The following is a 25,168-nucleotide window of genomic DNA, read 5'->3' as shown; positions in this document are numbered from 1 at the left end:
GCTAAGCTGACTCATCGACAGTGGCAAGCACAGGATTCCGTGATGACAGAACGGCTTAAGGGGAAGGTGGCAATTGTGTTTGGTGCCGGGCAATTGCCGGGACCCAATATTGGTAATGGCCGCGCCTGCGCCCTGCAATACGCCCGTGAGGGGGCTCGCGTGGCCTGTGTCGACCTGGATCTGGCGGCAGCCGAAGCCACTCGACTGCAGATTGCAGGGGCGGGTGGCGACGCCATTGCCTTGCAGGCGGATGTAACCCGGGAGGCGGATTGCCTGCGTGCGGTGCAGGCTTGTGTCGAAGCTTTTGGGCCTGTCGATATCCTGCACAACAACGTCGGTGGCGTGAGTACCGACCGTCTCGATCCGGCAGAACTGGATGAGAGCATCATCGACAGCGCCATGGCCCTCAACTTCAAGAGTGTGGTCTACGCCAGCAAGGCGGTTCTGCCGTCCATGCGCGGGCGCAAAAGCGGCTGCATCATCAACATATCTTCCATGGCGGCGGTCTGCTCCGGGCAGCCGGTGATGTACGGTACCACCAAGCTCGCCCTCAATGGCCTGACCCACCAGATGGCCATGGCTTACGCCGCCGATGGCGTCAGGGTGAATGCCATTATGCCGGGACTGCTGGATACGCCAGTGGCAGTGGAAGGGGTGGCGCAGCGCATGGGGGTGGACGCGGATGTGGTGCGCCAGCAGCGCGATGCCCGGGTACCCCTGCGTCATCGCCAGGGCTCGGCCTGGGATGTGGCCCATGCAGCCGTGTTTCTGGCCTCGGACGAAGCCGGATTCATAACCGGTGTGGTGCTGCCGGTGGATGGCGGGCAGACGGCAAGGATCGGGTAACGCACATGCTGGTAACGGTGGGGCGTTACAGTTTTCCCTATGAGGCTCACCTGCATAAGGGGTTGCTGGAGGCGGCTTACATTCCCGCGTTTATTGCCGACGAACACACCATCAGTATGGATTGGCTCTACTCCAACGCTCTCGGCGGGGTGCGTTTGCAGGTGCCTGCCGCTTACGCCGAGCAGGCCCGTGCCGTGCTGGCAGAGGTGGAGGAACAGCACTGTGCGGCCCCGGCGGCGGTCGCCGACGTGGATGCGGATGAGCCGGAGTATCCGGCCTGCCCCCGCTGTGGCAGCCAGGCCACAAGCTACTACCGTGTCGGTCGCCGGGCAGCCTTCCTGGCATTTCTGTGGCTGAACTTCCCCCTGTTTCCTACCCGTGATGGTTACCGGTGTAACAGCTGTGGGCATGTGACGGCCCGCTGAGGGCTGCTTTCCTGAATTTACTGCAGGCTCAATCGTCCCAGCCTTCATCCTCAAAGTCGGCAAAGCGGTCGTCGTTCTGTGCTTTCTGCTTACGCTGCAGCAGCTTCTCCAGCCACGGCTCCCGGGTGCCATTCAACTGGCCCTGCAGCTCTTCAATCAGCTCTTCCACATCGGGGCCGCCCTTCACCTGCACAGGGTGCACGCCGAGTGTCAGCAACTGGCGGGTCGCCGAGCCGCCGATGGAGCCGCAGTAGACGATGTCAGCGCCCGCCAGCCAGGCCATCTTGGGCTTGAGCTTATCCTCGTTGCCGTCCTTCTTCTCAATGCCGAAATTGTGGGAGGCCAGAAAATCGGCGGAGTCAGGGGTGACGGCGTAGAGGTAGAACGCCTGGGCCGAGCCGAAGTGCTGGTCCACCATGTCGCCATCGAGGGAGGCAAAGGCGACCAGCAGGGCCTCCTCATCGGCGGCGGCATCGGCAACACAGGTGATAGCGGCGGTAGTGTCCATAGGTTTTCCTCCGGGTTGTGGTACAGGGGCACGTGTAAAAGCGTCTGTTTCCACCACTGCAAGAGCCCGGCCATGTACTTCGATTCATGGATTGAGAAAAAACCGAGTTAAAACAATCAGTTGTGGTGTATGCCTGAGGGCAGGGAGGCAGCCTTGGTTGGGGCTTTGTCGTAAAGCCGACAATGCCCGGCCGGTTTTACCAGGGGAAGAGCAGTGGCACTACCAGCACGGCCACTGCAAATACGATCAGTACGGGGATGATGCCGAGGCGCACAAAGTCCATAAAACGGTAGTTGCCCGGCTCTACCACCAGTGTGACCACCGGTGATGCCACTGGCGTCAGAAAGGCAGAGGAAGCCGCCATCAGCAGGCCAATGGCCATGGGGTAGGGGGATAGGTTAAGTGCTTCTGCGGCACCAATGGCAATGGGTGCCATGAGAATAGCAGCGGTGGTGTTGGAGAGGATATTAGTGAGCAACACCGTGGCAAAGAACAGTATGGTCAGCACCAGCAGTGGGTGTGAGCCTCCGCTGACCTGCAACAGGGTGGCGATAATCAGGTCCGTGGCGCCGGTTTTTTGCAGCGCGGCAGCCAGGGGCAACATGCCGGCCAGCAGTATGAGGCTGGACCAGTGGATGGCCCGGTAGGCTTCCTGGGCAGTGAGGCAGCGGCCCACGACGCCACCCAGTGCCGCCAGCAGGGCCGCGGCCACCAGCGGCAGCCAGTTGAGCATGGAGACCACCACCATGGCGCCGGTCAGTGCCAGCGCCAGCGGCATATGCCGGCGCGCTGGTACCACCTCCTCAGCCTCCTGTGGCGACTCCAGCACCACAAAGTCGTGATTCTGCTGGCTCAGGGCCCGCAGCCGGTACCAGGGGCCCGCCACCAGTAAGCTGTCGGAGGCGGCCAGTGGCACCTCGTCGTAGTCGTCCACCGCCTCCTGATTGCGGCGCAGGCCAAACACGTCGAGGCCGTAGGTGTCGCGGAACTGGCTGTCCCGCACGCTGCGTCCGATCAGGCGCGAATTGGGGTGGATGAGCACGGTGATGGCGCCCAGCTCCCACTGCACCTGCTGCTGTTCCCGCGCGCCCAGTTTGTGGCGGTAGAGGCCCAGTTCGCCGATGCAGTGGAGGATCTGTTCCTCCTCCCCCAGCACCAGCAGGATGTCATCGGCACGCAGCACAAAATCCGCTGCCGGGCCGGGGTAGTGTTCCAGTCCCCCGCGGCGGGGCCGCAGTACATCCAGTACCCGTATACGGTAGCTGCTGTTCATGCTGCACTCACTCAGGCGCCGCCCACACAGTGGCGAGTGGGCGGGTATACGCAGGGTGAGGGTCTGGCGCCGGACGCTGAAATCCTGCCACAGGGCTTGCAGGGAGCGGCCGTAGGGGTGATGGGTATCGGTGCTGGTGCGTGGCAGCCAGTGGCGCCCCAGCAACAGCATATAGGCGATGGCCAGCAGCAGTACGAGGACCCCGATGAGGGAGAAACTGAAGAAGCCCAGTGGCTGGTAGCCACTGGCTTCCAACTCACCGCTGATCACCAGGTTGGGCGGGGTGGCGATCAGGGTCAGCATACCGCTGGCCAGCGCCGCGTAGGACATGGGCAGCAGCAGTCTTGAGCGGTTTACCTGCGACTGGCGGGCAATGCGCAACAGAATGGGGATAAAAATCGCCACCACGGCGGTGGAACTCATAACCGCACTCAGTACTGCACTGCTGAGCATAATCAGGATCAGTAAATAACTTTCACGCTGGCCGCCGTGTTTCAGGATCCAGTCGCCAACGGCGCGGGCAACGCCGGTGCGATCCAGCATCTCTCCCACCACCAGCAGGGCGCCGATCAGTATGACCACCGGATTACCAAAACCGGCAAGAGCCTCGCCCACGGTGAGAACCCCGCTGAGCATGAGTGCCAGCACCACCAGCAGCGCCAGAAAGTCGTAGCGCACCCGATTGCTGGCCATCAGCACCATGGCAATGGCCATCACCGCAAACACAAATCCGGATTGTGCTGTTTCGGGAATGAGTAACATGGTGGTTCCGTCTTGCCGGCAGCAAGGTAATAATGCCAGAGTCTGTGAAGACAACAAACGCGCCAGCTATACTGGGCGCAGGTTAAACAGGGTGCTGCGGCATCACAGGGAGGTTGGATGAAGGTCATGTCATACCCGGCGCGGACGGGCCAGTGGTTGATTGCCGCACTGATGCTGCTCGCCGTTACTGTCCACGCACAGGAGTCTGCCACGGCTGAGCCCGGAGCGGGCGGCGAGAAAAAGCAGGAGTCGCCCTGGTTGCTGGCGCCTACCATCAGCTCTGACCCCAAGGTTGGCACCTCCGCCGGTGGCCTCGGAGGTTACCTCTTCAAGATTGACCCCGACTCTACCTCCTCCATGGCCGGGGCCATGGCCACCTACAGCAACACCGACTCCCTCATTGCCGGCCTCTTCCTGCGCTCGTTCTGGAATGCGGATGCAAGACGCTTTTCGGCGGTGGCACTGGGCGGGCGCATTCGTAATGACTATGAGGATTTCCTTGGCAGTGGCCTGCCCATCTCCTCCACCGATGAGGTGAAGATGTTTTTCAGCCGCTATCAGCAGGAGGTGGTTCCCCACTGGTTCCTGGGGGCACAGGCCATCTACACCAACTACCTGATCGTGGGTGATAACTTCACCAGCGCGGAGGTGCTGAAGCTGACCGGGCTTACCGGCTATGATGCCGCCGGCCTTGGATTGGTGGCACAGTACGACACCCGCGACAGCAAGAACTCACCGCTCTCCGGTATGAATGTGCTGTTCAACAACTTCGCCTACCGGGAATCCTTTGGGGGAGAAGTCAGTTTTGATGCCTACAACCTGAAGGGACTTCACTACCTTCCCCACGGCAACGGCCACGTGTTCGCGACCCATGTTGACGGGCGCTGGACGGACGATGCTCCGAGCAGTGGTTATTCCAGTGTGACCCTGAGGGGGTACACCCGCGGCCAGTACCTGGCCCCGCACTCCTTCCTGGTGGAGTTCGAAGAGCGTATCCATGTGAAGGGGCGGTTTGGTATCAACCTGTTTGCCGGCGTGGCCTGTCTCTACGGCGACGGACTCAGCTGTGACGACTCTGCCAACCTCTACTCCTCGTTCGGTATCGGTGCCCAGTATGTGCTGAAGCCATCGGAGCGCATTGTGATCACCATGGATTATGCCCAGGGCGAAGGGGGGAATAACGGCTTTTACATGCGCTTCGGTCAGGCATTCTGATCAATCTCATCCGCACTTGCCGCGGTCGAGGGTGGTGAATTTACTTTCGTTTACCCCCGCGGAGCCGGCAGCTGGCACGAAAACTGAAAAAGCCATCCGTATTGTGAGGTAAGCAATACGGTGGTGACTGCAATGACAAACTCCCTCAAGTACCTGACCGATGCCCTGCAAAATGAGATGCCGGCTCTCAAGCGTGGCTATCAGCGCGGTATCAATGTCGATCTCTCCCGCCATCTGGTGGATGGCATACTCGAACGTCAGTTGCTGGCATTGGTTGACGACTGGCTGGGTGTCTGCAGTCGCCTGCTGGATGAGGGTATGGGGCTGGGTGGCGATAACCCGGAGGCGCTGACAGCGCGGCTGGCGGGGGTTAAGGACGAGCTGGTGGCCTACGCCCTGCAGTTCAATCGCAGCTCCTGCGCACTCTCCAACTTTGGCGAGGAGCACCGTCCCGGCCGTCCCTATCTTGAGCGCATCCTGATTCAGGTGGAGAACCGCTGGCAGCAGTGGTGTGCCGGGCACCGGACGCGCATGGGTGCGGTACTGCTGGCTGACGCCCTTTCCTGAGCTTGTGAGCAGCTGATACCGGTGGCTGGAACAGCGCTTGCAATTACCCTTCTGTTATCGACGTTTGCCCTTGCCGCAGGCGGCGTTTTGTCTGCTTCGGTACAGTGGCGCTGCGACAAGCGGGAGCGGGACGATTCGGATTGTCGTTTACGCGACAGCGCTGGCAGGGTCGAACGGCTGCCATTTGGTTACAGAGTGAGGATCAGGTCATCGTGAAAATCGGTATTTTTTTCGGCACAGAGACAGGCACGACGCGCCTGATTGCGAAAAAGCTTTATAAGCTGCTGGGCGATGAGCTGGCGGACAAGCCCCTCAACGTCAACCGTATTGAAGCTGCTGATCTGCTCAAGTACGACGCACTTATCCTGGGAACGCCCAGCTATGGCGTAGGCGAGATTCCCGGTCTCAGCGCGGGATGCCTGGAGCGTAACTGGGAAGAGTTCCTGGCCCGGTTCGGGGCGCCGGATCTCAGCGGTAAACGCATTGCGATGTTTGGCCTTGGCGCGCAGGAGCGTTATTCCGAGCGTTTTGCCAGTTCAATGATGGCCCTCTATCAGGTGTTCGCCGGGCTCGGTGCAGACATGATTGGCGCCTGGCCGGCGGAGGGCTACACCTTCGAGCACTCGGCGTCACTGGTAGGCGATCACTTCGTGGGTCTGGTGATCGACCAGCGTACCCAGGGCATGCTGACCGAACAGCGTCTCAGGGAATGGGTGGAGCAGGTGAAACCCCAACTGCTGCAGAAACTGCATCACGCCGCCTGACCGGAACCGTAACGCCATGAAGTTATCGCTGGACTGGTCCGCCTATAAGGACGCGGGCATGGGTGACGCCTATGCCGATATTCCCCGCCAGGGTGGTGATTACGCCAAGGCCATTGCCGCCTGCATCAACAGTGGTCAGTGCGAGACTGACAGCAAGCAGTTGATGTGCCCCAGTTTCAAGTTTACCGGTGATGCAGAACTCTCCACCGGCGGTCGTGTGCGCAAGCTGAAGGAAGCACTCTCTGCCGATGACTGGGAGGAGGCGCTGCAGGATCCCCAGCTGGCCCGCGCGCTGGAGCTGTGTGTCTCCTGCAAGGGCTGTAAGCGGGAGTGTGACAACAACGTCGATATGGCGCTGATCAAGGTGGAATACCTGGCCTGGCGCGCCCGGCGTGAAGGTCATTCATTGCGCAGCCGCCTGTTTGCCAATGTGCCGCTGCTGCTGCACCGCCTGCCAGGGTTGCGCCACCTGATCCGCTGGCGTAACAGCAGTGCCACGCTGCGCAAACTCACCGAACGCTGGTTGGGCGTCAGTGCCGTCATGCCGCTGCCGGTACCGGTGGCAAGGCCGCCGTCCGATATTGACCTGCTGGCCTCGGTTTACCGCCGCCTCAGTGATGAGGTCGCCGGCGATAAGCCGGAGCTGGTGTTGCTGGTGGATACCTTCAGCCGCTACTTTGAGCCGAAGATTATTGAAGCGGCCATGGCGGTGCTGGACAGTGCCGGCTACCGCTACACCTTTGCCAATACCGAACTGCTGACTATCGATCCGGGCCGTCCGCTCTGCTGCGGTCGTACTTACCTGGCGCAGGGCATGGTGGAGCAGGCGCGGGTGGAGGCGCAGCGCCTGGTGGAAGCCCTGAGCCCACACGTGGCACTGGGCAGCCTGGTGGTAGGATTCGAGGCGAGCTGTGTCATAGGCTTGCGCGACGACGCACTGGCGCTGGGGCTGGGAGAGCCGATGCGCAATATCGCCAACAGCACCCTGCTGTTTGAAGAGTTTATCGGCCGTGAAATTATGGCTGGCCGTTTTACTCTCCCTGCGCGTGAGACAAAGGCTGCAACAGCGCCGGTGTCGAAACCCGAGACGCTGATTCATGGACACTGCCACCAGAAAGCGGTGGGCGCCATGAAAGCGGTGCGACGGGTCATGAAACTGTTTCCCGACAGCCAGTACAGCATGATCGAATCCGGCTGTTGCGGCATGGCCGGTACCTTCAGCCTGGAGTCGGAGCATCACGCCATCGGTCATGACATGGCGGCCAGGGATCTGTTGCCGGCGCTGGAACAGAAACCCATGGCGCGGGTCATTGGCAACGGCTTCTCCTGCCGCCAGCAGATGCGAGCCCACGGTGACCCGCGCCCGCAGCACCTGGCGCAGTGGCTGCGTACCGAGATGGGGCTCTGATATCACGGGGCACCTGCCTGGATATCACTGGGCCCCCGCCTGCGCGGGGGCGACGATGCAAGAGACCGGCAGAGACTCCAGGGCGAGGGTTTTTCTGCCGCCATGCCCGAGCATAAAGTGAATCGCAACCTGGCTGTAAGATAGAGCACTCCGGGGGGCTGGATTCACTGCTTTGCCCCGGTCTTCCCGGCTTTCCCCTTGTCTTCCCAGCTTTCCCCCTTTGTCATCCCCGCTTTCCCTTTGTCATCCCCGCGCAGGCGGGGATCCAACACAGGGGCGGAGTCCACAGCCGTGATCATGCTGAACCTCGAACCTCGAACCTCGAACCTCGAACCTCGAACCTCGCCTCCCCCTGATTACCAGGACTGCCGGGAGGCGCTCAGGCGCTCTGTTACTGCATCACGGCATCCAGGTTTATACCGGCAATGCACGCGCTTTCACGCACACTGTGCAGGGCGTTGTTAAAACGCATCTCGTTGTCGAACAGCATGCTGCGGGCCACGGGGGCGCCGCTGTTGTCCTTGATAATAAAAAAGTGCTCACCGTCCGCGGTGGTGGATTTGGCGATTAACTGGCTCATCAGCGAACCGACACGTACATCCTGGATGGCTTTTTCGGCATCGGATTGGCTGGTGAATTCAGGGCTGGTTAAAAGCACTTCACCCTGGGTGTTAACAAACTCGAACTGGAACTGACTGTCTGCGTTACTGGTGACTTTGAACACTGCGACCATGGCTATCGCTCCTTTTTGATTTTGAAAAGCTTCGTGAACAGGACGGACGGGTGAGGCGTGACACTCGCCGCTGGAGAGCTGTTGCAATAGCTGCTCCATAAAGATGGCTCTGTGCTCCCGAGCTAAGCGGTTGTTTATTGGTTGCTTTTTTATTGGTCTCCGGGGTGGTGGCGCTATCCTTGTCGCGAACCTTACAAATTTCGTGGTGTTTTTCAGCGTGTGTCGAGGTGGCGACGCAACCTGCACGGTGGTGTTGTTGGCCCTTCGGGGAAAAAGTCCCCGGTTTCGGCGCATAACCGGGGGGAATCTGGTGGTCAGGTGGTGCTGGCGCTGGCTGCAGTTGGTTGATTTGAAAGGGACTGCTTTTTGCAGACTGCTTTCAGAAGGTTGAATTAACGGCTGGTAATACCACCTGGTTTTTCTGAAAACTGGTCTGAAAGCTGGCTTTTCCAACAGTGGCAAGGGGTGCATTAACACTATGGGTAAAGAGTTCAAAGTGCTGAAGGAGCTGGCGACTGTCAGCGCCACTATTACCGAGCTGTCGGCGGTGAATCGTATCCTGTGTGCTGAAATCCCGTCGACGGAGTTCCGTGCAGACTATGACAGCCTGATCAGTGATATCCGTAATACCTACGGTTCTGTCATGGATACCCTGCAACCGCTGCTGGCGTTGCTGGAGGCGGAAATATTCACCACCCGGTTCGATAGCTTGCACCAGTGGTACGGGGAGCGTCACCTGGTGGCGCTCAGTGAACCGCGTTTCAACGCCGAGTTCACCTATGAAAAATACCTGCAGTTCCGCAAGCGAAAGGAGGTGAAAACCGGATACCCACCCCTGAAGGCAGCTTTCTCCCGACTACACGACTTTATCGATAAGTGGATCGATAATGATATCTGGCTGGCCATGAGCATTGATGTCCTGCTCAAGCACCTGAACCTGGTGTTGGATGAGGTGGCGCTGCTGAAAAAGAGCGACGGGGAGGAAGCCCTGGCACTGTGCCAGTCGGTGGTGGGAGGCTTTGGGCCTTTCCTGGCCATTATTGCCGATGCCATGGAAAGTTTGCCGGCGTTGTCGCCGGAGAGCCGTGAGGGCGCGACGATGAGCGCAGTAGTCTGAGATGAGCTTTTTCCGGGGGGATTGCCCAGGCACTGGCAACAGCGACTAAAACAAAGGCCGGGCTGATTGCTCAGTCCGGCCTTTGGTTCACGCTTCCCTTGTCCTCAAGCTGTCAGCGGTTGGCTCGCTCGGGCTTTTCGGGTTTCTCGGGCTTTTCAGGGCGCTCTGGTTTTTCTGGTTTTTCAGGCTTTTCGGGCCTCTCAGGCTTCTCAGGCTTCTCGGGCTTTTCAGCCCGTTCGGGTTTTTCCGGTTTTTCCGGCTTGTCGAGGCGGGCGATCTTTTCCGTGCGCTCAGGACGCTGGGACTTTTCCTTACGTTCAATCCGGGCTGCTTTTTCGGCGTCCGGGCGATTGGATTTGACGTTGCGCATCACGTCACCAACCTTGAGATCATACTCACGGAAGATTTCACCCCAGCCACGACCATCGGCGCGCAGGTCGAGAATGCCGGTGGCATCGTCGTTGGAGAGCAGCAGTAACAACTCACGATCGCTGATGCCTGCCTCGCTGATGGCTTCTGCCAGACCCAGCGCCAGGCTGATCTCGCCAAAACCAAGGGCGTTGCCTTCCGTATCGAGTGTGGTTTCTACAATGACAAGCTCGGTGCGTTCGGTGCCGTCATCATTCAGCACCGGATTGCCGGCGTCATCGACCACCACCTGCTCAATCTCTTCTTCGACCGTAATGCTGCTGCCGGTGCGCAGGGTTTTGATCAGCTCCTCGTGGTCGCCGTCACCCAACTCAGCGAAGTCACTGTCGATTTTCTCTGTGACTTTCTGGTTGCCCGTGGACCAGCTGCTCTCCGGAGTGGGGTCTTCCGGTAAAGGCTCATCCTGGGCGAATGTGGGGGAGCAGGCCAACGCCAGTGCCAGCAGTCCACTGCTGCACCAGGCTGATTTCTTGAACGCTGTTGACTTCATAAACACCTCTCTGGTGATAGGGCACAGTCACCTTTCTGCACCGGTTGGTTTGCGCCTGCATGAGCGGTTGTTGTTATTGTAGTCGCTCTTGCAGTCGGGCAAGGGTTCAGGGGCGGTAGCTGATCTGTATGCCGGTGCCCAGATCAGGGCTACCGTCGGTCAGGCCTAAATAGCCGTAAACCATCAGGCTGGTTTGCGGTGACAGGCGCTGGTTCAGGTAAGCAAACAGTTCCAGCTGGTCGTCGCTGTTGGTGGCGGACTGCTGGTAGTCAACGGATGCGCCCAGATTGGCATCGTCGGTCCAGCGGTAGTCGGAACCCACCGAGAGAGCGAACACATTATCCAGGTTGCCCTGTGGCGGGTCGCCCTTGATCTTGTAAGCGAGGGTGGCGAACGGGGTGTAGCGTCCCATGGGCTTAAACAGGTCAGCCACCAGGGCGTAGTCGGTTTCGCCGGTGCCCAGGCCCTTGTCTTCATCGGCGGTGGGCAGTTTGATCTTGCCGCCAAGGCTGAGATAGAACGCGTCTGTCGGTAGCTCCTCCACGAAATAGGAAGCGCTCAACCAGGTATCACCCAGGCCATCTTCGGTTTTGGTTTGGGTGCTGTTGCCAGGCACAACAATACCGTCGCCACCACCACCCACTACGGTGCCGGGGCCATCAATCTCCAGCAGCGAGGCGGTGGCTTTATAGGTCCAGTTGCCGTCGGTATAGGCGACGGAGACTGGCAGGAAAAAAATATCCGTGTCGGCTGGATCACCATAATCACCGGTGCTGTAGTCGATGCCGGCGGTGTATTTCCAGGGGCGTTCATCCGCGGCAGCGGCCGTGGCAGACGCCAGCAGGAGCAGAGTGACTATGGACGTTTGTTTGCAAAGTGCGTGCATGTTGTCCCCGGATGGCAAGGTTGAATGAACGAGAGTAAAGAATTCAGCGACAAAAATACATGAACTGGTTCCCTTCGGTACGAGTAAATGTTGCGTTAAATTTTCGGGGAATAAAAAGCCCAACTTCAAAGATCTGAAATTTATTAAAGCGCCGTTTCAATGATGGGAAATGCGCCACAACTCCTTAGCAACGGCGAAAACCGAAGTGAACTTTTCTTTGGAGTTGGTGGTCTTTAGCGGTTTTTTTCGATTTTGTATTTATCGTTTTTTACGCTTATCGGTCTGGAAGACCGGGTTAGGAAAAATTTAGGATTCCGCTAGGCACAATTTAGCATCGCCCCGCATTGCAGGTAGATAGAGTAGCCACTGCGTTAATCACTTTCAGGAGGAAAGATTTATGAACGCGCAACGCTATGACATTTACTCCCTGATCCACAAGGGGCTGCGCTCCTGTCTCACCGAGGCGCTGATCAATCTTGGCAGGGTGGATCTCAGTTCTGAGGCAGAGCTGGGCACGGTTCTGGTTCAGGTAGGTGACCTGCTGGAGATCTGTCGTGGTCACCTGCATCACGAAAACACCTTTATCCATCCGGCCATGGAAGCCTGTGAGCCCGGTGTGGCCGCCGGCATGTACAGCCATCACGACCAGCATGTGGTGATGATCGGCCAGTTGCAGTCGTTACTGGCGCAGCTGCAGCAGTGTGCAGCGGAAGCCCGCCCGCAGGTCGCCGCGCAGCTGTACCGCAAACTGGCTGTCTTCGTGGCAGATAACCTGGCCCACATGCATGAGGAAGAGACGGACAATAATGCGGTGCTGTGGCGCCACTATTCTGATGAGGAAATTCATGCCATTGAGCAGCGCCTGGTACAAAGCCTCTCTCCCGGGGATAACGCCCGCTACATGCGCTGGATGTTGACGGCCATGAATCACCAGGAACGTGAGACGTTGCTTACCGCTATGCGGGAGCAGGCACCGGCGCCGGTCTATGAAGGGGTTCTGAGCCTGGCCCGCAGCAATCTGCCGCTGCCGGAATGGGACAAGCTGGAGTTAGCCCTGGCCTGCTGAGTCGGCGCTGAGGACGAATGGCCGCTGCAGCTCCAGCCTGAAGCGGCCGCGCCCGGACTTGCAAATCTGAACCGCCGGGCACTGCTCCTGCAGGCGGCGCCGTAGCAGGATGAGTCTGGCTTCCAGATTGTCGTCGATCTCCGGCAGGCCGAGGCTGCTGTCCAGTCGCAACTCCCGGTTGCTGAAAACGAGGCGATCCTCACACTGTGCGATATTCAGCAGCCGCCAGAGGATGCGGCCTGCCACGCCCTTGATCAGGTAGGTGTCATCAATAAACACGCTGTGGTTGGCGCTGAAGTAGCGCACCTGCAATGGTGGCAGGTTGGGGTCCGGAATCGTCGCGGTACCGGGTTGGACCGTGCTGCTGTTCTCCAGACTTTTCTCCAGGTTGTGCAGGCTGGCCATGGTCTGCGCCAGCTGGTGGCTCAGCACCATCAGTGCGTCTTCAAACTGGTAATCAAATGCCAGTTCCTGTTCGCTTTCCAGGAACAGCACACCCTGCAGCCGCTGTCCGTTTACCAGCGGTATGGCGAGTTGGCTCTGCGGCGCGCTGAGGCCGGGAAACGGAATGCCGGTTTCCAGCAGCGGGTCGGCATTGGCGCCGCAGCGGCTGGCTTCGCTGTAGAGATAATCGGAGCTCATATGGTTGATGCGGATGGGCGTGCGGTAACGGGCCGCCACACCGATCACGCCGCAGTCGTAGGGAATTTCCGTACCCACTCCGGAATCCGGGTAACCCATGCTGGCGAGGGCATAGAGCTTTTGTCCGGCTTCATCTGCCATCAACAGCATGCCCTGTTGTACACCGGTTAACTCATGCAGGCTGTCGAGGGTGGTCTCCAGCAGTGAGGCGAGATCGTACTGGGCTGCCAGTCGCTGGCAGAGTGTGCGCAGCAGAGACGTCCATGGCAGGCTGTTCGCTGCCGGAGGTCCAACTTCGCAAACGATGGTTTCAATGTTTAGCACGCGGCAGACGTCAGCACCTTTCAATACAAACACGTCGCTCATGCCGGTGTGGGAAGCGATGCTTGCGAGGCGGGCTTTCATGTTTTCGAACAGTGCACCGTCGGTTTCGGTGCGCACATAGAGGAGTGCGAGACGATAGCGGGCCGTGGTTACCGGGTCGATCAGGTAGGCGGTCAGCTGCGGGTTCTGCTGCATGTTGCGCCGGGTCTTGTTAAAAAACTGAAACGACAGGGCTACGTGTTCGCCGTCCACATAGTGCACCTGGGAGACGTAGGAGACGTTGGGGGTCCCGTCGGCGTCGCAGGTAGCCAGGGTGCCGGGAACGGCACCTTCCAGGCAGGGGCGTATATGATCCAGGGTCAGACGGTTCATGGCTGGCGGGTCATGACTGCGGCCCGATGCGTTCACCGGCACCTGGCCCCGGGGTCTGCTGGAAAACGTCGGTGGGTGTCATCAGGATTCGACAGAGATCGCCCGGGTCAAAGGCAAACAGGCGTTGGTTAAAGTCGCTGTCAAAACCCAGCGGCAGTATGTCGGTGCCAAAATGAGCGCGACTCTGGTCAACCACAGCGAGGTCATCGGCAACGAGGTCAGTGATGATAGCGTCGCTGCCTTTCACTTGCAGGGTGCGGTGTGTGCTGGGTTCGGTCACGACGACCGCCAGCTCGCCGCAGGCGGCCACGTCGCGCAGCAGGTCACTGCTCTGGCTGCGGGACAGGATCAGGATCAGCTGCCGGCCATCATCGGAATAGCGGCAGGCAAACGCCCGCGTCAGCGACGGCACATGGCGCAGGTCGCGGGAGGCAAGACTGATGGACAGGCCCCGGGTAAGGAATTGGGCATCGTCCGTTGATAGCCAGGTGGGGGCAGACATAGTAAGAATTCGAACCGGTCAGAGTCCAAAATGGTAGGACCGGCGGGGTGTGTCAGGCAAGCAAATTTATTGGGAGCGAAAGGCGCCTAGTTGGCGTACTTCAGCAGTCGCCCCAGCACCCGTTCCATATCCCGCAGGCTGTTGCAGGTCTCCAGCATGGAGCAGTAGGGGGCATAGAGTCGCATGATGGAGTCGCCCGTGTTCCAGCGTGAGCGATCTTCCGGGTTCAGCCACAGCACCCGCTGGGCCCGATTGTGTACCTCCTTCCAGATGTCGGCGCGACCGAGGTCGTGATTGTTACGGGCGTCGCCCAGCATGATGACCTGGGTTTTGCTGTCCACCTGCGACAGCGCCAGGGCGCTGAAATCCTGCAGGGCACGGCCGTAATCGGTGGAGAAGCCGGACCAGCGCTCAATCACCTGGCTGATGGCCGCTTCCGGCTGCAGCTCCCGGAACTGTGATGTCACTTCGTGCATCTGGTTGGAGAAGACAAACGAGCGCACCCGCGGCAGCACATCCTGCAGGGCGTAGACAAACAGCAGCAGGAAGCGGGCGTAGGTGCTGACCGAACCGCTGATGTCACAGATCACCATGACCCGGGGGCGTTCGATGCGGGTGGATTTCCAGCGGGTGTGCAACAGGTGTCCGTCGAGGGCGGCATTGGCGGCGATGGTGCGGCGCATATCCAGGCAACCGCGTTTGCTCACCTTGCGCGTGCGGGAGTGGAGACTGGCCAGTTTTTTGGCGATCTTGAGCACCAGTCGCATCAGCTGCTGCAGTTGCACGCTGTCGAGATTGCTGAGTTTGGCCTGTTGCAGTGTAGCTTCCGACAACTGGTTGCCCCGGTTGCGGCTGTAGAGCAGGAACTGCTGCTCAACGTAGTCGTTAATGGTGTCGATCAGTTGCTGCCGCTGCTGTTGCAGTTCGGCCACCAGTTGCAGCTGCTGCTGACGGCTCTCCAGCTGGCGCAACTCTTTCTGCAGTTGCCGGTCGCCCATATCCATCAGGATACGATTGCTCACCATCTTCTTCTGCAGAAACATCTGCATATCTTTCGCCCCTGCCTGCTCGGCGGCGATCACCAGTTGCCGTTGCAGGGTGGGCTGGTCGTTGCGTAGCAACAACTGTCCCAGCTCTGAGTGGATGCTATTGGCAGCGGGCGCGGCCGGGGTATCGATGTCCGCGGGTGCGTCGAACTGGATCAGTGGTGAGGCGGAGGTTTTGGGTGGGTCAAAAAAACGGTCGAACAGCTCTTCCAGCTGGCCGCGGTGGGCGAGGGACTTGGCCAGTGTCAGGCCCAGGGTGATCTTCAGGCGTTCGCGGTTGCCGACGCCAATGGCGGCCACGGCTTGCAGGGCGTCCAGGGTTTCTGCCGGTGATACCGGCAGGCCGTGGTGACGCAGTGACTGGATAAAATCCACCAGGGTGCTGTCCATGGGGGACTAGTTTTTCATACCGGGCAGGGTGTTGTTGATCTCGTTCAACAGCTGCGGCAGCTCAGGGGTGACCAGCTCAATGTCGTCCTGGAATTTGAGCAGCAGGTTGAGGGTGTCTTCGGTCCACTGCTTGTCCAGCTGCTGCACATTCAGCAGTACCAGCGCCCGCGCCCAGTCGATGGTTTCACTCACCGCCGGCACTTTTTTCAGCGCCATACCCCGCAGCCTCTCCACAAAGGCCACCAGCTGCTCACGCAGGGCGTCACCCAGCTCCGGTACCTGGGTGGCAACAATCCGCTGTTCCAGCCCGGCGTCGGGAAAGGGGATGTAGAGGTGCAGGCAGCGACGCTTGAGGGCATCGCCCAGTTCGCGGGTGTTGTTGCTGGTGAGCATCACCACCGGACGCGACTGCGCCCTCACGGTGCCGATCTCGGGAACGGACACCTGGTAATCACTGAGCATCTCCAGCAGGAAGGCCTCGAACTCCTGGTCGGATTTGTCGATCTCGTCGATCAGCAGCACGGCGGTTTCCGGCTGTTGCAGGGCCTGCAGCAGGGGGCGTGCTTCGAGGAAATTCTCGGAGTAAAAAATATCGCCGTACTGGTGCAGTCGCTCCACCGACGCCTCCAGTCCCTCGGCACCTCGCAGCACATCCCCCAGCTTGTCTTTCAGCAGTTGGGTGTAGAGCAGCTGCTTGCTGTACTTCCACTCGTACAGCGCCTTGGCCTCGTCCAGGCCTTCATAACATTGCAGTCGAATCAGGTCGCTGTTCAGCAGCTGTGCGGTTTTTTTCGCCAGCTCGGTTTTGCCGACACCCGGCGGCCCTTCAATCAGGATCGGCTTTTCCAGCTGTACTGCCAGGTACACAGCAGTGGCGATGGCATCGCTGCAGATATAACCCAGCTGTTCGAAGTGCTGGCGAATGGAGTCCGGACTCTGGAATGGGGTAGGGGTTACTCTGCTCAAGGGGGGTGGCCTGTGGTATTGCTGGTTAGCGGTTAATGATGGCGGTGGCCGGGAGCCGGGTCAACCGCCGGCAATTGTGTCCAAACTCCTATACCACTAGAGTGTAGCGGAACCATAATAATGACAGCCATAACAACTACAGAGTGAAGCGCAGGATCATGAAAACCAAACGGATTCTGGTGGTGGGTGCCGGTGCCCTGGGCATTACCACCGCCTACCATCTTCAACTGGCCGGTGCAGATATCGGCTTTCTGGTACGGCCCAATCGCGAGCAGGCTCTCTCACGCCCGCAAAAGCTCTACTGCTTTAACGACCACAGTGTGCAGACCCTCGACGGTTACCAGGTGTTTACTGATGTCAGCCAGCTGAAGGGCTCTTATTTTGATTTCGTGATGGTGACGCTGGATGGTGCCACCTGTCGGACGGAAGAGGGCAGTACGCTGCTCAAGGCCCTGGGTAAGGCCATGGCCAACACACACTCGGTGCTACTGATTTGCAGCGTGGGTATCGGGCTCTACGATCATGTTCGCCAGGCCACAGGGCTCCCGGCCGGTCAGATACTGGAGGGCACCATGTCCATGTTTGCCTATCAGGTGGATCGCTGGACCGCACCGCTGAAACCCACCACCAACACCGGGCTGCACAACAGTGCAGATATTGCCTATCTGAACCACAACCCCGGGCGCTCGTTTATGGTGACGGCCAAACCGGCGCGACCGGCAAAAGTGTTTACCGAACTGTTCAACGGCTGTGGCGTGGCCAGGTGCTCCACCATGCCGGTCAAACTCTACCGCGCCTTTACCAGTGCCTATTTCTGTTACACCACGGCCTGCGAGCTCACCGATTGGCGGGGCACCGATGCTGTTATCAACGATCCGGAGTTATGGCCACTGGTTGGCCGGGCCCAGCGGGAGATCCTGCGCCTTAAGCAGCACGGGCTTGCCGGCAAGTTGATGTCGTGGCTGATGACGGATGAGCGGCTGGCGAAAACCACCCGCCAGACCGATACGGATGGAGAGCCTATCGGTACCCTGGCGTTCAACCATTTCCACCATGGCGGCAAGGTGCAGGCGCAGGATATAGGCACAGTTATCGCCTGCGCCGATATTGGCGAGGCTCAGGGGCAGGATATGAGTGCAACCCGGGAACTGGTGAATCGCTGGCGCCGGCACTCAGGGGCAGCGGCACTGAGCTGATGGCGGTGCGCCAGCTGCAGTCGGCCGAAAGTGGTCAAAAAAATTGAACTAATAGAGCAATTTTGGGCCCTTATTCGGCTTTCTGTAACGGCTATACTGACCCCAATCCCAACCTAAATGGAAACGAGGAAGCCATCATGATCAAGCAAATTATCAACAAGTTCTCCCCATCAACCGGCGGTTACGATGACCTGGCCCTGCGCATTCCGGCCGGCATTATTTTTATGGCCCACGGCGCACAGAAACTGTTCGGCTGGTTTGGTGGTTACGGCCTGGAAGGTACCGGGCAGTGGATGGCCTCCATCGGCCTGGAGCCCGGTTACCTGATGGCCCTGGGGGCCGGCTCGGCGGAGTTCTTCGGTGGCCTGTTCCTGCTGCTGGGTCTGCTGACCCGTCCGGCGGCACTGGTGCTGGCGGTGACCATGGCGGTGGCCATCCTCAGTGTCCACATCGGTAATGGACTGTTTATGGCGAATAACGGCTACGAGTTCGGCCTGGCGCTGCTGGCGATCAGTGTGGCTCTGCTGATCCGCGGTGCTGGCATTGTCTCCCTGGACCGGATTCTGGTTGGCAAATAACCGCATCCCCCTCTCGCTGCGCCCTGTCCGTTATTGCGGACGGGGCGCAGTCGTTTTGGGGGTAAGGGAGGGGGTGGGGGAAAAGGGGCCACTGGCGGTTGCCTCTGCCCCGATGGCTGCCGATAATGGCGGGCCATCTTCATGCACTCGAGGTTTCGTCCATGTCATCCCTGCAGGATCAACTGCTGAAAGCCGGTCTGGTGGACCAGAAAAAAGCCAAGGCCCTGGGCAAGGAAAAGCGTAAACAGGCCAAGCAGCAGCCCAAGGGCCACACTCAGGAAGATGAAGCCAAACTGGCGGCCCGCAAGGCGCTGGAAGAGAAGAGCGCCCGTGACCGCGAGTTGAACCAGCAGCGTCAGGCTGAAGCTGACCGCAAGGCTATACAGGCGCAGATCCAGCAGCTGATCAGTATCAACCGCATCGATCGCCAGCAGGGTGAGGTGGCCTATCAGTTTGCCGATGGTAAAACCATCAAAAAACTCTACGTGACTGACAAGTTGCAGCAGCAATTGGGGGCCGGACAGATTGCCATCGTCCGCTTCGGGGGGGATTACCAGCTGATCCCGGCAGCGGTAGCGGACAAGATTCGCCAGCGGGACGAGAGCGCCATTGTGCTGCACAACCAACGCAGCAGCGCGGTTGCGGAGGAAGACGATCCCTACGCGGATTACCAGATCCCTGACGACCTGATGTGGTAACGCCCCATACCAAAGGAGCTGGTCAGCCAGCTCCGCCTCTGTTCTTATAGCCATTCCCTAACCGCAACTCTTGTAGGCCCCATGACCCAATCCGCCGCGCTGGATACCCTGCGCTCCGTCTTTGGTTACGACCAGTTTCGCCCCCAGCAGGCGGAGATTGTCGAGCACCTGATTGCCGGCGGCGATGCCCTGGTACTGATGCCCACCGGCGGGGGAAAATCCCTCTGTTACCAGGTGCCGGCGCTGGTGCGTGCCGGTACCGCCGTGGTGGTGTCGCCGCTGATCGCCCTGATGCAGGACCAGGTGGAGGCGTTACGGCAGAATGGTGTCAGTGCCGCCTACCTGAACTCATCCCTCAGTGCCGCCGCCGCCGATGAGGTGGAGCAGCAGCTCATGAGCGGCCAGCTGGACCTGCTCTACGTGGCGCCCGAGCGACTGCTGCTGCCCCGTACCCTGGCCCTGCTGGAGCGGGTACACCTGTCGCTGTTTGCCATTGATGAAGCGCACTGTGTGTCGCAGTGGGGCCACGACTTCCGCCCGGAATATCACCAGTTGTCGCTGTTGCAGGAGCGTTTTCCGCGGGTGCCGCGGATAGCGCTCACCGCCACGGCTGACGGTCCCACGCAGCGGGATATCATGGACCGGCTGCAATTACACAACGGCGCCGTATTCAATCGCGGTTTTGATCGCCCCAATATCCGCTACCACATCGCTGAAAACAGCGGTAACGCCCGCGAGCAGCTGTTGCGCTTTATCCGCAATGATCACGATGGTGATGCGGGCATTGTCTACTGCCTGTCCCGCAAGCGGGTGGAAGAGGTGGCGGAGTGGCTCAGCAGCAAGGGCATGACAGCGTTGCCTTACCACGCCGGACTGAGTGCCGAACTGCGCCAGCACCACCAGACCCGCTTCCTGCGCGAGGACGGTGTGGTGATGGTGGCCACCATCGCCTTTGGTATGGGGATCGACAAGCCGGATGTGCGCTTTGTGGCCCACCTCAACCTGCCCAAAAGCATCGAAGCCTATTACCAGGAGACCGGCCGTGCCGGCCGCGACGGCATGCCCGCCAACGCCTGGATGGCCTACGGCCTGCAGGATGTGATTACCCTGCGGCAGATGCAGGAGGGCTCTGCCGCAGACGAGAGTTACAAGCGTATCGAACGTCACAAGCTGGATTCCATGCTGGGCTTGTGTGAGATCACCAGCTGTCGTCGCCAGAGCCTGTTGCACTATTTTGGCGAGTCACTGGAGGAGCCCTGTGGCAACTGCGATAACTGCCTGACACCGCCGCAGACCTGGGACGCGACAGTGGCGTCCCAGAAGGCACTCTCCTGTGTCTACCGCACCGGCCAGCGTTTTGGTGTTACCTATCTGGTGGATGTGCTGCTGGGCAAAAACAACGACCGCATACAGCAGTTCGGCCATGACACCATCAGCACGTTTGGTATCGGCAAGGAGCTGAACGCTAACCAGTGGCGGGGCCTTTTCCGTCAACTGATCGCCCGTGGCCTGCTCACTGTGGATGTGGAGGGGCACGGCAGTGTGCGCCTGGCGGAGGTGGCGCGGCCGGTATTGCGTGGTGAAGAGACCCTGATGCTGCGGCAGCTGGACAGTGGTCGCAGCAAGGAGCGCAAAACCCGCAGCAAGCATGAAACGACCCATGGTGAGCTGTGGCATGCCCTGCGCCAGTGTCGCCGGGAGCTGGCGGAGGAGCAGGGCGTGCCCGCCTACGTTATTTTCCACGATGCCACCCTGGCAGAGATGGCCGAGCGGCAGCCCAACAGTCTCGACGCCATGGCGGGTATTTCCGGTGTGGGGCAGCGCAAACTGGACGCCTACGGTGCGCAGTTCCTGCAGGTTATCGCCGAGCACGCCGCCACTGCCGCTGCGCCACAAGCCGGCGCCAGTGGCCTGGAGAGCGTACTGCTGCTGTGCCAGGGGCTGACCCCCATGGAAATTGCCCATAAGCGGGAACTGACACTGGCCACGGTGTATCGTCACCTGGCGGCCGCCATTGCCGATGGCGAGCTGGAACTGGCGGACGTGGTGGAACTGTCCGATACCGAGTTGCATACCCTGCGCTTTGCCTTTGAGCAGGCTGAGGGTGGTCGCCTCAAGCCCGTCTACGACGAGCTGGATGGTGCCTACGATTACGGTGTACTGGAGTGTGTGCGTGCCTGGCTGAATGCGGCCGCGGTACAGTAACTGCGGCGGAATTTATGGCCCGGGCCACGCCCTGACCCCAGTCTGCAGATAGCTCCCAACATTCAGAAAAGCCGAATATATTGCACTGAAAACCTGCCTGTTTTTGCGCTATGTGCCTTTCTATACTGGCTGCATTGAACAGAGGAGGTCACCATGAGTACTTCAGTATTGCCGTCCACCCGGGCGCTGCAGCAGGTTATCCAGTCCCGTCCCACCAGCGACGGCGACGGCGTAAAGATTTCCCGTATCGCCGGGCGTCACTACAACGTGGCGCTGGACCCGTTTTTGTTGATTGACGAAATTCGCTCTGACGACTCCCGCGATTACGTGGGCGGTTTTCCGCCTCATCCCCACCGCGGTTTTGAAACCATCACCTATATGCTCACCGGCGGGTTCCGTCACGAGGATCATCTCGGCAATGTGGGTTCGGTCAGCGCCGGTGGCGCGCAGTGGATGACGGCGGGCAGGGGCATTATCCACTCCGAGATGCCGGAGGCCGATAATGGCTCCCTGCACGGTTTTCAGTTGTGGTTGAACCTGCCGGCCGATCAGAAACTCTGTAATCCCGGCTGGCGTGATGTGCAGGCTGGTGAGATGGCGCGGCATCAGGCTGACAGTGGTGCGCAGGTCACCTTGCTGGCGGGCAAGCTGGGTATTGCTGGTGCTGACGCCGTTGCCCTGCTGGAGGGTCCGATCCGGACAGTGACCGATGCCGTGATTGCCGATATTCGCCTGCCCGCGGGCAGCCAGCTGGAGTTGCTGCTGGAGGCCCGTGCATCAGCCTCGGTGCTGGTGGTGGCTGGTGGCTTGCCCCAGCTCACGGCAGGTCAGCTGGGGGTGTTCGGCCCGGGAGAGCGCCTGCAGCTGGCGGCGCAGGATGAGCCCGCGCAATTGCTGTTACTGTCCGGCCGGCAACTCAGGGAGCCAATTGCCCAGTACGGCCCCTTTGTCATGAACACCATGGATGAGATCAACACGGCCATGGCGGACTATCAGAACGGCCAACTGGTATGAGGCAGGGCGGGAATGTGAGTCCCTGTCAGTGAGGATATGGAAAAACTTGATTCGGATCACAGCCTCCCGGGTTGTGATCGGCGACGATTGCCGGGCTCAGGGATGGCGTATCCCCGGTGTGACAGGGTTTAGGCTGTCTGGCCGGGGTGTCCGTAGGTGGATACTTGGGGGTCGGACCTGCATGGTTACAAACGATTGAATCCTGTCCTGGGGGGAAAGAGGTTCAGTTGTGGTGGCCAGCGAAGTTGCCGGTGATTGGGGAATGCAGCCCGGCAATTGGTAAATGCACCGAAACCTGCAAGTATTGGCTATAACTAATACAAATAATTGCAGAGCAAACGCTTTATGGTCTCCTGTCTCAATATCGAATCCCTGGCTGGTGCGGAAGTGCATCAGGCGCCATTTCCCTACTTTGTCCTGGATAAAGCCATTCGCGCGGAGAGTATTGGGTCCGTGATGGAAGGGTTCCCGGCGATTAAGGCCGGCGGCAGTTTCACCCTGGAGGGCCTGCAGTGCGGGGAGGGCTTTACCGCCCTGATCGAGGAGCTTAACGGACCGGAATTCCGCAGCCTTATCTCCGACAAGCTGGGTATGGATCTCAATACCCTGCCGATGATTGTCACCCTGCGGGGCATCTCCCGCCCCAAGGATGGTCGGGTACACACAGACTCCAAATCCAAGATTGCTACCATCCTCATCTACTTTAACGACGACTGGACGGCGGAGACCGGCAAACTGCGTATCCTCAACAGCAACAACCTGGAGGATATGGCGGACGAAGTGATCCCCAATGCCGGTACCTTGTTGGGGTTCCGTGTGACAGACAACTGCTGGCACGGTTATCCGCCGTTTGATGGTGTGCGCCGCTCCATCCAGATCAATTTCGTCGCCGACGAGAATGCGGTGAAGAAGCACCACAACCGCCATGGTTTTACCGCCAAGCTGAAGAAGTGGTTTGGCGGTAAGTAAGTTTCAGGGATAGCACGTCTCCCGATTGCGGGCCGGTTCCGGCCCGTCAATTCCCATCCGGTCATCAGCCGGGTTCGCCATGACCAAGGCTGACACAATCGACACTGTTTGCGATTGGCCTGCCTGTTACCATTAGCAGCAGGGCTGTCTCGTTGTACCAATTGCCGGCGGCTGACGACTGCAGCCAAAAGGCTGCGCCTTAGCCGGGGAATCAGGCAGCAGCACGCGCTAATTTCAGGAGGTAACTGATGAACGATGTGTTTACACCACCCGAGGTATGGACCTGGGATCAACCCAATGGCGGTGAGTGGGCAAGTATTAACCGCCCCGTGGCCGGGGCGACCCACGAGAAGGCCTTGCCGGTGGGTAAGCACCCTTTGCAGCTTTATTCACTGGCCACACCCAATGGCGTCAAGGCCACAGTGATGCTGGAGGAGTTGCTGGAGAAGGGGCACCAGGGAGCTGAGTACGACGCCTGGTTGATCCGTATCGGCGAAGGGGACCAATTTTCCTCCGGGTTTACAGCCATCAATCCCAACTCAAAAATACCCGCACTGGTGGACCGCTCCGGCGAGCAGCCGCTGCGGGTCTTTGAGTCCGGTTCCATCCTGCTCTATCTGGCGGAGAAGTTCGGGGAATTCCTGCCCTCCGAGCCGGCAAAGCGCGTTGAGACCATCAACTGGTTAATGTGGCAGGTGGGCGCAGCGCCCTTTGTCGGTGGTGGCTTCGGCCATTTTTACGCCTATGCGCCCGAGAAGTACCGCTATCCCATTGACCGCTACACCATGGAGGTCAAGCGTCAGCTGGATGTGCTGGACCGGCAACTGGCTGAGCACGAGTATGTGGCCGGTGATGAATACACCATTGCCGATATCGCTATCGCTCCCTGGTACGGGCTGTTGCAGGCGGGCGAGGCGTACAAGGCCGGGGAGTTCCTGCAGGTGCAGGAGTACAAAAATGTGGAGCGCTGGCGCAAAGCGGTCTTCGCCCGTCCGGGCTACCAGCGTGGCCGTATGGTTAATCGCACCTCCGGTGATCCGGACCAGTGCCTGGCCGAGCGCCACTCCGCCAGTGATTTCGATGGCAAGCGCCTGCGGTAGCGGTGACTTGTCGTGAACCGGGCCGGAGCAGATAGCATTTTGGCTCTGTAGAAGGAAGCACAGCGATGGAATGTGTACCGCACCGCATTGAATTCAGCCTGCCGGATTGGGTACAACTTTTTTGCAGTGCGTATGCTCCTACCACTGATCCGGCGCAGCAGATGCGCTTTGTGATCGCCGCGGCGCAGCGCAATGTGGAGTCCGCCACCGGCGGCCCGTTTGCGGCCGCCGTATTTGTGCAGACCAGTGGTGAGTTGGTGGCGCTGGGGGTAAACCTGGTGACCCATCAGGGGCTGTCGGTGTTACATGCTGAAATGGTAGCGTTGATGGTGGCCCAGCGCCGGCTTGGCTGTTTCGACCTGAGCAGCACTGCGCAAGCGCCGTTGACGCTGGTTACCAGTACCGAACCCTGTGCCATGTGTCTGGGTGGGATCTGCTGGTCGGGAGTACAGCGAGTCATCACGGGTGCCTGTGAGGCCGATGCCCGTGCCGTCGGCTTTGATGAAGGCCCCAAGCCACAGGACTGGCAGGCGGAATTGCGACAGCGGGGGATTCAGGTCACCGCGAGGGAGGAAGCCGATGCTGCCCGTGAGGTGCTGCGCAACTATCAGCAATCTGGTCGACCCATCTACAACCCAGGTAACAGATAGACGCACAGCGACAGGCTGGAGATTTTA

At 59.7% G+C, this 25,168-nt stretch carries 25 protein-coding genes; 16 read left to right on the top strand and 9 right to left on the bottom strand.

Annotated elements, in window-relative coordinates:
- Positions 1-42: 42 nt before the first annotated feature.
- Positions 43-846 carry an SDR family NAD(P)-dependent oxidoreductase gene (locus tag GSF27_RS06675; protein WP_160966931.1) on the top strand — a complete coding sequence of 268 codons (804 nt, stop codon included), beginning with the start codon at positions 43-45 and terminating at the stop codon, positions 844-846.
- Between the two features lie 5 nt (positions 847-851).
- Positions 852-1,271 (top strand): DUF2007 domain-containing protein, encoded by a 420-nt coding sequence (locus tag GSF27_RS06670; RefSeq protein ID WP_160966929.1) that lies wholly within the window; start codon positions 852-854, stop codon positions 1,269-1,271.
- A 28-nt stretch (positions 1,272-1,299) separates the two neighbouring features.
- On the opposite strand, the gene GSF27_RS06665 is transcribed toward GSF27_RS06670, so the two are convergent.
- Positions 1,300-1,779 carry a NifB/NifX family molybdenum-iron cluster-binding protein gene (locus GSF27_RS06665; RefSeq protein ID WP_160966927.1) on the bottom strand — a complete coding sequence of 160 codons (480 nt, stop codon included), beginning with the start codon at positions 1,777-1,779 and terminating at the stop codon, positions 1,300-1,302.
- Positions 1,780-1,975: 196 nt separating this feature from the next.
- Positions 1,976-3,814 carry an SLC13 family permease gene (locus tag GSF27_RS06660; protein ID WP_160966925.1) on the bottom strand — a complete coding sequence of 613 codons (1,839 nt, stop codon included), beginning with the start codon at positions 3,812-3,814 and terminating at the stop codon, positions 1,976-1,978.
- A gap of 117 nt (positions 3,815-3,931) precedes the next feature.
- Between GSF27_RS06660 and GSF27_RS06655 the strand changes: the two genes are divergently transcribed.
- From GSF27_RS06655 to GSF27_RS06645, 4 genes are all read left to right on the top strand, one after another.
- Complete coding sequence (locus GSF27_RS06655; protein ID WP_160966923.1) at positions 3,932-5,029, top strand: hypothetical protein; 1,098 nt, start codon at positions 3,932-3,934, stop codon at positions 5,027-5,029.
- Between the two features lie 132 nt (positions 5,030-5,161).
- Positions 5,162-5,596, top strand: a complete 435-nt coding sequence (locus GSF27_RS17725; RefSeq protein WP_202410277.1) for a hypothetical protein — start codon at positions 5,162-5,164, stop codon at positions 5,594-5,596.
- A 212-nt stretch (positions 5,597-5,808) separates the two neighbouring features.
- Positions 5,809-6,360, top strand: a complete 552-nt coding sequence (locus GSF27_RS06650) for a flavodoxin (protein WP_370462570.1) — start codon at positions 5,809-5,811, stop codon at positions 6,358-6,360.
- A 16-nt stretch (positions 6,361-6,376) separates the two neighbouring features.
- Complete coding sequence (locus GSF27_RS06645) at positions 6,377-7,768, top strand: (Fe-S)-binding protein (RefSeq protein WP_160966921.1); 1,392 nt, start codon at positions 6,377-6,379, stop codon at positions 7,766-7,768.
- Between the two features lie 391 nt (positions 7,769-8,159).
- On the opposite strand, the gene GSF27_RS06640 is transcribed toward GSF27_RS06645, so the two are convergent.
- Positions 8,160-8,501, bottom strand: coding sequence for a DUF1508 domain-containing protein (locus GSF27_RS06640; protein ID WP_160966919.1), 342 nt, complete (start codon positions 8,499-8,501; stop codon positions 8,160-8,162).
- 478 nt (positions 8,502-8,979) lie between these two features.
- Between GSF27_RS06640 and GSF27_RS06635 the strand changes: the two genes are divergently transcribed.
- A complete protein-coding gene (locus GSF27_RS06635; RefSeq protein ID WP_160966917.1) occupies positions 8,980-9,618 on the top strand; it encodes a hypothetical protein in 639 nt (212 codons plus the stop codon).
- Between the two features lie 112 nt (positions 9,619-9,730).
- Here the strand turns inward: GSF27_RS06635 and GSF27_RS06630 are convergent, their stop codons facing one another.
- Positions 9,731-10,537, bottom strand: coding sequence for a hypothetical protein (locus tag GSF27_RS06630; protein ID WP_160966915.1), 807 nt, complete (start codon positions 10,535-10,537; stop codon positions 9,731-9,733).
- A gap of 106 nt (positions 10,538-10,643) precedes the next feature.
- Positions 10,644-11,423 carry a transporter gene (locus GSF27_RS06625; RefSeq protein WP_160966913.1) on the bottom strand — a complete coding sequence of 260 codons (780 nt, stop codon included), beginning with the start codon at positions 11,421-11,423 and terminating at the stop codon, positions 10,644-10,646.
- Between the two features lie 397 nt (positions 11,424-11,820).
- Between GSF27_RS06625 and GSF27_RS06620 the strand changes: the two genes are divergently transcribed.
- Entirely contained in the window at positions 11,821-12,489 is a 669-nt protein-coding gene (locus GSF27_RS06620; protein WP_160966911.1) for a hemerythrin domain-containing protein, read from the top strand.
- Here the strand turns inward: GSF27_RS06620 and GSF27_RS06615 are convergent.
- From GSF27_RS06615 to GSF27_RS06600, 4 genes are all read right to left on the bottom strand, one after another.
- Complete coding sequence (locus GSF27_RS06615; protein ID WP_160966909.1) at positions 12,472-13,827, bottom strand: GAF domain-containing protein; 1,356 nt, start codon at positions 13,825-13,827, stop codon at positions 12,472-12,474. The genes GSF27_RS06620 and GSF27_RS06615 overlap by 18 nt on opposite strands.
- Positions 13,828-13,837: 10 nt before the next feature.
- Positions 13,838-14,329, bottom strand: coding sequence for a hypothetical protein (locus tag GSF27_RS06610; RefSeq protein ID WP_160966907.1), 492 nt, complete (start codon positions 14,327-14,329; stop codon positions 13,838-13,840).
- 86 nt (positions 14,330-14,415) lie between these two features.
- Positions 14,416-15,765 carry a VWA domain-containing protein gene (locus GSF27_RS06605; protein ID WP_160966905.1) on the bottom strand — a complete coding sequence of 450 codons (1,350 nt, stop codon included), beginning with the start codon at positions 15,763-15,765 and terminating at the stop codon, positions 14,416-14,418.
- A gap of 6 nt (positions 15,766-15,771) precedes the next feature.
- Positions 15,772-16,731 carry a MoxR family ATPase gene (locus tag GSF27_RS06600; RefSeq protein WP_160966903.1) on the bottom strand — a complete coding sequence of 320 codons (960 nt, stop codon included), beginning with the start codon at positions 16,729-16,731 and terminating at the stop codon, positions 15,772-15,774.
- 158 nt (positions 16,732-16,889) lie between these two features.
- On the opposite strand from GSF27_RS06600, the gene GSF27_RS06595 reads away from it, so the two are divergent.
- The 8 genes from GSF27_RS06595 (at position 16,890) to GSF27_RS06560 (ending at position 25,141) form a co-directional block, all read left to right on the top strand.
- Positions 16,890-17,927: a ketopantoate reductase family protein gene (locus tag GSF27_RS06595; protein ID WP_160966901.1), complete on the top strand. Its 1,038-nt coding sequence runs from the start codon at positions 16,890-16,892 to the stop codon at positions 17,925-17,927.
- A 137-nt stretch (positions 17,928-18,064) separates the two neighbouring features.
- Positions 18,065-18,505, top strand: a complete 441-nt coding sequence (locus tag GSF27_RS06590) for a DoxX family protein (RefSeq protein ID WP_160966899.1) — start codon at positions 18,065-18,067, stop codon at positions 18,503-18,505.
- Positions 18,506-18,666: 161 nt separating this feature from the next.
- On the top strand, positions 18,667-19,203 hold the full coding sequence (locus GSF27_RS06585) for a DUF2058 domain-containing protein (protein ID WP_160966888.1): 537 nt from the start codon (positions 18,667-18,669) through the stop codon (positions 19,201-19,203).
- Positions 19,204-19,284: 81 nt separating this feature from the next.
- The gene (recQ, locus tag GSF27_RS06580; protein WP_160966886.1) at positions 19,285-21,408 is read left to right on the top strand and encodes a DNA helicase RecQ; all 2,124 of its coding nucleotides are present in this window, start codon (positions 19,285-19,287) and stop codon (positions 21,406-21,408) included.
- A 153-nt stretch (positions 21,409-21,561) separates the two neighbouring features.
- Positions 21,562-22,422, top strand: a complete 861-nt coding sequence (locus tag GSF27_RS06575; RefSeq protein ID WP_160966884.1) for a pirin family protein — start codon at positions 21,562-21,564, stop codon at positions 22,420-22,422.
- Positions 22,423-22,767: 345 nt separating this feature from the next.
- Positions 22,768-23,391 (top strand): 2OG-Fe(II) oxygenase, encoded by a 624-nt coding sequence (locus GSF27_RS06570; protein WP_160966882.1) that lies wholly within the window; start codon positions 22,768-22,770, stop codon positions 23,389-23,391.
- Between the two features lie 248 nt (positions 23,392-23,639).
- A complete protein-coding gene (gene yghU / locus GSF27_RS06565; protein ID WP_160966880.1) occupies positions 23,640-24,491 on the top strand; it encodes a glutathione-dependent disulfide-bond oxidoreductase in 852 nt (283 codons plus the stop codon).
- A gap of 65 nt (positions 24,492-24,556) precedes the next feature.
- Positions 24,557-25,141, top strand: a complete 585-nt coding sequence (locus tag GSF27_RS06560; protein WP_160966878.1) for a nucleoside deaminase — start codon at positions 24,557-24,559, stop codon at positions 25,139-25,141.
- Positions 25,142-25,168: the final 27 nt, after the last annotated feature.

This window comes from Pseudomaricurvus sp. HS19 (genome assembly GCF_009857815.1).
Taxonomy (GTDB): domain Bacteria; phylum Pseudomonadota; class Gammaproteobacteria; order Pseudomonadales; family Cellvibrionaceae; genus Pseudomaricurvus.
Note: the sequence above shows the minus strand (reverse complement) of the source record. Positions and strands in the feature narration are given on the sequence as shown.